Raw genomic sequence first — 5420 nt, 5'->3', positions numbered from 1 at the left:
AGTGGTCTGAGCCGTTAGTTCGTCGGGGGGTCATGCCGCCTCGCTGCTTTGATCGATCAGTTTGAGTTGGCGGTGGAGGTCCCGGCGGGTGTATTTCCAGGCGAAGGGTTCGGCGGTGCGGTTGTAGCGTTCGGCGAAGGTGTGCAACCGGTTCTCGACTGAGGTGAGGTCGGGAAAGTCATTGGGCGTGAGGACTTTGCGTTGGACGATGGAAAAGTAGATCTCGACTTGGTTGAGCCATGATGCGTGCACCGGGGTGTGCACCATGACCGCGTTCGGGTATCGGGCGGTGAGGCGGTCGATCGATGCTTGTCCGCGGTGCGAGGAGCCGTTGTCGACGACCCAAAACACCCGGTCGGCGGACGCGTACGGTTCGCTCGTCATGACCTGATCGACGAGGGCGGTGAACTCGGTGATGCCGGTGCTTTGCTCGCAGCGGCCGAAGACCCGTGCGGTGTGGACGTCGTAGGCAGCGAGGTAGGTGAGCGCGCCGCGGCGGCGGTAGTCGTGGCTGACGCGCATCGGGCGACCTGGTGCGGCGGCGGTGGTGCGGTGGCAGCGGTCGCGGGCTTGGATCGACGGCTTTTCATCGGCCGAGATCACAAACTCGTTGCTGCCCAACGGTTTGCCTGCGTAGCGGCGTGCGTACAGGTCGAGAACGACAGATGCTCTCATCTCGAAGTTCGGGTCGCGGGCGGCGATCCAGGAGCGATGCTGCCACGGTTTGAGCGCATCCTCGTCCAGCCACCGGCGCACCGTCGACACCGAGACGGTCATGCCGTCGCGTGCGAGTTGGGCGGCGAGTTCCGGGGTGGACCACCGTGCGATCGGAATATCGTGATCGGCCGGGATCTGACACGCCCACGCTTTCACTGCAGCGATGTCAGCGGGGGTGTAGATCGGTGGCCGGCCCGACCGTGGTGCGTCGGCGAGGGCATCGATACCGTGATGGTGGAACCGGCTGCGCCACTTACGGACCGTGTCGGGATGAACGTCGAGTTCGATGGCGATACTTGCGTTGGTGCAGCCGTCCGCGGCGAGCAGCACGATCAGAGACCGCAGCACTGTCTTCTGCGGTGTCGACCCACACCTCACCCATGTTTCGAGAACCTGACGGTCGCTGGTGGACAGGACGATCACGCAGGCCGAGGGTCGAGCGGTTTTGTCACTCATGCCTCAAAAGGACACCTGAGTCACACCTGTCTCGGGCCGCGGCACGCCGATGATCCGCGAAATGTTGGGTGGACCACACGGATCGGGCACGATCGGATGCGTGCCGACACCACCGGAATCGACGAAAAGCTCACTGCGCCTCAAGCTCAGCGGCCACGCCCGAACGAGGTGGCCGCAACTCGCGCGAGTCAACGTCCGATTTCGTGGCGCGTTCGCCTACGTCGACGGTGTACTACCGGACGAGTCGGTCCTGGTGTTGATGCGGCTGCGATACAACGGCTCCGCTAGCAGATGGGGCTTCGCGATCCACCTCGCGTCCAAGGGCAAGTACGAAGATTCGCTGCTGCCTACAGGCGACTTCACCGGCAGCCCTGAAGACGCACTCGACACCGCATGCGGGCTCTACCTCGGCGACCCGACAGCCTGGCAAATACCCCCGACGAACTAACGGCTCAGACCACTTAGTGTCGACTGCAGGTGCGGCCCAGATGCCGCTTGATCGCCGAGACCGTCTATCCCTAATTCTGCAGGGCGCTTGCTTCCGCTGATACCTCCTGTGTGAACATCGAAAAGCGGGCCTTCCTCGAGCTGGTGAGTGGTCAGAGACCATCAGCACTAAGGAAGGCCCGCCCTTGTTGGCGGCGCCACACAAGTGAGCAGTTTCAGTGAGCGCCGTGAGCTCCACTAATCTGCTCCGCTTACAGAGAAATGCTCCACTTCCAGGGCTCTGGAAGTGGAGCATCCTTCTAGAAGTGGAGCAGATTCAGCTGAGGCGCTCGGTCTCCAACCGGAAGCCGGCGCTGCGGAGGCGTTCGATGAGCACGTCGCCAATGGCCGCTGCGGTGGTGAGGACTCCGGTGCGCGGGGGGAGATCGTCGCGGTGCAGGGCGAGCGACAGAGCGCTCTCGGCGAGCATCACCGCCGTGGCTTTGTACCCGGGATCGCCCTTCGCGACCATCCGCGAGCGATAGCGCTTACCCGTGGTGGTGGTCGTGTAGGTCTCGGTGGTGAAGTGACCGGTCTCCCTGGCCTTCTCGGACGGTCCCTCGCCGGGCTTGGGGAGCAACCGGTCGAGGACACTGCGGATGGGCCCGATCGACATCGCGCCGAGGAACGCGGCGGTTCCTGCGGTGACGGCGCCGGCGATGGCCGTCGAGACACCGGGGATGCCACCGACGTACATGGCCTCGCCGTAGTGGAAGTCCTTGCCGTACGCGTTGTCGAGAATGGCGTTGCTGCGGCGCACGATGCGGGTGTTGTAACTTGCCATGAAGAATGGGGCAAGGGTGCCTCGCAGGCTCGGATCGACCTTGGATCCGCTGACCATGGCCATGTCGCTGGGCTCGGCACTGCGTTTGATGCCGGCATATCCGCCCGGCTCGGTGGACAGGGCGTGTGGGTCGAGCAGTGTGCGACGGGTGTTCGCATCTCCGGCTTCCTTGGCGATGACCCGCATCGAGTCGACGGTGCCGCCGCTGATCCCGCCGCGGAAACTACGCACGACCATGGTCGTGTCACCCATGGTGCCCTCGCCGTCCTCGGCGACCTTCTTGTGGAGGAGGTAGGCGCCGATATCGGAAGGGACGGAATCGAATCCACAGGAGTGGACGATTCGGGCGCCGTTCGAGGCCGCTTGATCGTGGAACTTGTCGATGGACAGTCGTACGAACGGCACCTCGCCGGTGAGGTCGACGTAGTCGGTGCCGGCGTTGACGGTGGCGGCGAGGACGTTCTCGCCGTACTTGAGGTAGGGACCGACGGTGGTGCAGACGACGCGGGTGCGCGCGGCCATCGCGTCGAGCGAGGCCGGTGAGTTGCTGTCGGCGATCACCAGCGGCCACTCGTTCGCCGGTGCGGGAAGGTTGAATCGAACTTGCGCGAGCTTGTGCTCGCTGCGGCCCGCCAGCGCGACCTTGGTGCCGGCGGGAGCGTGTTTGGCCAGGTACTCGGCGGTCAGCTTGCCGACAAAACCCGTGGCCCCGTAAACGATGACGTCGAACTCGCGATCACTCATGAACACGACCTTACTGATTGGTAGGGCGACGACGCCGGTCGCCGATCCCCAGAAAGAATTTCGCCCAGATGACTGTGGCGCAGATGACTGTGGCGCGGTACCGCGGGAATGTCCCGTCGTACCGCGCCACCTGAGTCAGTCGTGACTGTGCGGGCCCCTACCCGGCAGTGTCACTCGCTCAATCGGTGTCTAGTAGTAGTGCGCACGCCCGCCGACCTTGCGGCCGGTTGCGCCGAGGATCCAGAGAACCGCTCCGATGACGATCAGCACGATACCGATGGTCCAGAGAATTGAGATCCCGAAGACGACTCCGAGAATAAGAAGAAGTAAACCGAGAATGATCATCGTTGATCTCCATACACCCCGAGTTGGAGGCGTCCGCGGACTGATCCGCTCACACCTACGAACCCCCATTGTCCTTGCACGGCTGCTGGGCCGGGGGTCACGCTCAGATGGAATACCCCTGTGTCCGGAACATAAACCTACTTTTGCAAAGAAATTTGATCGGGCCGTCGCCCGGGTCAGACGGGCACCAGATCATCCGGTGCTGCGGCCCGTCTGCGGCGAAGCCACCAGTGATAGCCCCGAGCCGCGAACGGCGCGATGAACAGCATGATGAGGACCCGGATCATCTGGGCGGCCACGATGAAGGCGATATTGCCTCCGGTTGCCGACGCCGTCGCCAGTACCGCGTAGATCCCGCCCGGCGTCGTCGCGAGGTAGCAGTCGAACATCGACTCGCCGGTCCACAGGCTCAGCAGCACACCCAACCCGGCGCACGCCGCTGCGATGACGACGATGAGAAGGGTTGCCAGCGGGAGGATCTTCCCGATCGCAACCAGCGAGGCCCTGGTGAAACCCAAACCCGCCTGCCACCCGATCGCCGCATAAGCCAACTGCACGAGGATGATCGGGACCGCGGCCGCCGAGGTGATGCCGAGCAGCTGACCGGCCACGGACAGGATCAGGGGTCCGAGCAGGCCTGCAGCGGGAAGGCGGATCAGCCGGCCCGCGAAGTAGCCGCCGACCATGCAGACCACGAGCATGAGCAGGCCCCACCACGGGTTGCCGGTGTTGCCGGAGAACTCACTGCCGCCCGAAATCGATTCGTGGAACACGAATATCGCCACGAGCGGCATCGACATGGTGATGATCGCGACCCGCAGGTACTGGATCACGGCGACGATGCGCTCGTCGCCTCCAAGTTCCCTGGCGAGGGCAACCAGTCCCGAGGCGCCACCGGCGACCAGGGCCAACGATCCGGTGAGCGGGTCGACCCGGCGGTGTAGGCCGAGCAGTGCGCCGCCGATCACCGAGAGTGCGAGGGTCACGAACGCCATCGCCAGGACCGCAGGCCAGTGCGACCCGAGGCCTGCGAGGGTGTCGGGGGAGATGAGGGTCCCGATGTAGACGCCGAGCACGCCTTGCGCGGCCAGTCCGATCGAGCGGGGCATCGGCGGTTTGTCGCCGCGAGCCCGGGGTCCCCAGCCGACGATGGCCAGCGCAGCGGCGACCACGAGCCCGGCGAACAACGCCGCCGACGGCACACCGACGGCGGACAGTCCGATGGACGCTCCGCCGGTGATCACCATCAATCCGATCCACCGCAGCATTGTCATGAGTCTACGCTTGCTAATCGATCGCCGCGAAGTGGACAAATAGCGGCAGATACCAAGTATTGTCTTGGTATGCATCAGTCAGGGGCTCACCTGCGCACCGTCGGCACCGAGGAGGCCACGTCGTTGCGCGAAGCAATGATGGCCGTGACCCGCCAGGCCAGACGACACCGGCCGGCGCACGGGATGACGATGACGCAGGTCGCGATCCTCGGAGACCTGGACCGTCATGGCGTCAGCACCGTGGCCGAACTCGCCGAACGCGCGCAGGTCAAGGTGCAGTCTCTGACGCTGAGCATGAACAGACTCGAGGAGCTCGGCCTCATCACCCGTCGCGCCGACCCCGATGACCGGCGTCGTCAGCTCGTCGAACTGACCGCGGACGCCCACCCATTACTGGCCTCGGATCGCCGTCAGCGTGACGAGTGGCTGGCCCAGGCGATCAACACTCTCCCCGACATCGAGCGTGGGCTCCTGATGCTCTGCATCCCGGTGCTGCGGCGGCTCGCGGAATCCGGCGGTGAAGTTCAGCCCGACGAGGGGTAGGCGAGGGGAATACGGGCTGTTGCAATTTGAACGTAGTTGGCCGGTTCGGCGTCGGCTTGTCTAGCCGGTTT

Annotated in this window: 6 protein-coding genes; 2 read left to right on the top strand and 4 right to left on the bottom strand. The window is 64.5% G+C overall.

Annotated elements, in window-relative coordinates:
* Positions 1-30: 30 nt before the first annotated feature.
* Complete coding sequence (locus tag BFL43_RS00325; RefSeq protein WP_084889713.1) at positions 31-1173, bottom strand: IS630 family transposase; 1143 nt, start codon at positions 1171-1173, stop codon at positions 31-33.
* A 100-nt stretch (positions 1174-1273) separates the two neighbouring features.
* Here BFL43_RS00325 and BFL43_RS00320 point away from each other — a divergent pair, with 100 nt between their 5' ends.
* Positions 1274-1621, top strand: coding sequence for a hypothetical protein (locus tag BFL43_RS00320; protein ID WP_084889720.1), 348 nt, complete (start codon positions 1274-1276; stop codon positions 1619-1621).
* Between the two features lie 315 nt (positions 1622-1936).
* Here BFL43_RS00320 and BFL43_RS00315 read toward each other — a convergent pair whose 3' ends face one another.
* The 3 genes from BFL43_RS00315 to BFL43_RS00310 all read right to left on the bottom strand — a co-directional run bounded on the left by BFL43_RS00315 (position 1937) and on the right by BFL43_RS00310 (position 4800).
* Entirely contained in the window at positions 1937-3187 is a 1251-nt protein-coding gene (locus BFL43_RS00315; RefSeq protein ID WP_084889742.1) for a saccharopine dehydrogenase NADP-binding domain-containing protein, read from the bottom strand.
* Positions 3188-3376: 189 nt separating this feature from the next.
* Positions 3377-3532: a DUF6131 family protein gene (locus tag BFL43_RS28290; RefSeq protein ID WP_240497980.1), complete on the bottom strand. Its 156-nt coding sequence runs from the start codon at positions 3530-3532 to the stop codon at positions 3377-3379.
* A 176-nt stretch (positions 3533-3708) separates the two neighbouring features.
* Positions 3709-4800, bottom strand: a complete 1092-nt coding sequence (locus BFL43_RS00310) for an AbrB family transcriptional regulator (protein WP_084889740.1) — start codon at positions 4798-4800, stop codon at positions 3709-3711.
* 75 nt (positions 4801-4875) lie between these two features.
* Here BFL43_RS00310 and BFL43_RS00305 point away from each other — a divergent pair, with 75 nt between their 5' ends.
* Positions 4876-5349 (top strand): MarR family transcriptional regulator, encoded by a 474-nt coding sequence (locus tag BFL43_RS00305; RefSeq protein ID WP_084889738.1) that lies wholly within the window; start codon positions 4876-4878, stop codon positions 5347-5349.
* The last annotated feature ends 71 nt before the right edge of the window (positions 5350-5420 follow it).

Origin of the sequence: Williamsia sp. 1135 (assembly GCF_002095395.1) — a bacterium.
Taxonomy (GTDB): domain Bacteria; phylum Actinomycetota; class Actinomycetes; order Mycobacteriales; family Mycobacteriaceae; genus Williamsia.
This window is presented reverse-complemented; position numbering and strand designations above follow the sequence as displayed.

Excerpts from the sequence above, each read along its gene's own strand:
- BFL43_RS00325 (WP_084889713.1), bottom strand. The coding sequence starts at position 1,173 with ATGAGTGACAAAACCGCTCGACCCTCGGCCTGCGTGATCGTCCTGTCC.
- BFL43_RS00315 (WP_084889742.1), bottom strand. The coding sequence starts at position 3,187 with ATGAGTGATCGCGAGTTCGACGTCATCGTTTACGGGGCCACGGGTTTT.
- BFL43_RS28290 (WP_240497980.1), bottom strand. The coding sequence starts at position 3,532 with ATGATCATTCTCGGTTTACTTCTTCTTATTCTCGGAGTCGTCTTCGGG.
- BFL43_RS00310 (WP_084889740.1), bottom strand. The coding sequence starts at position 4,800 with ATGCTGCGGTGGATCGGATTGATGGTGATCACCGGCGGAGCGTCCATC.
- BFL43_RS00305 (WP_084889738.1), top strand. The coding sequence starts at position 4,876 with ATGCATCAGTCAGGGGCTCACCTGCGCACCGTCGGCACCGAGGAGGCC.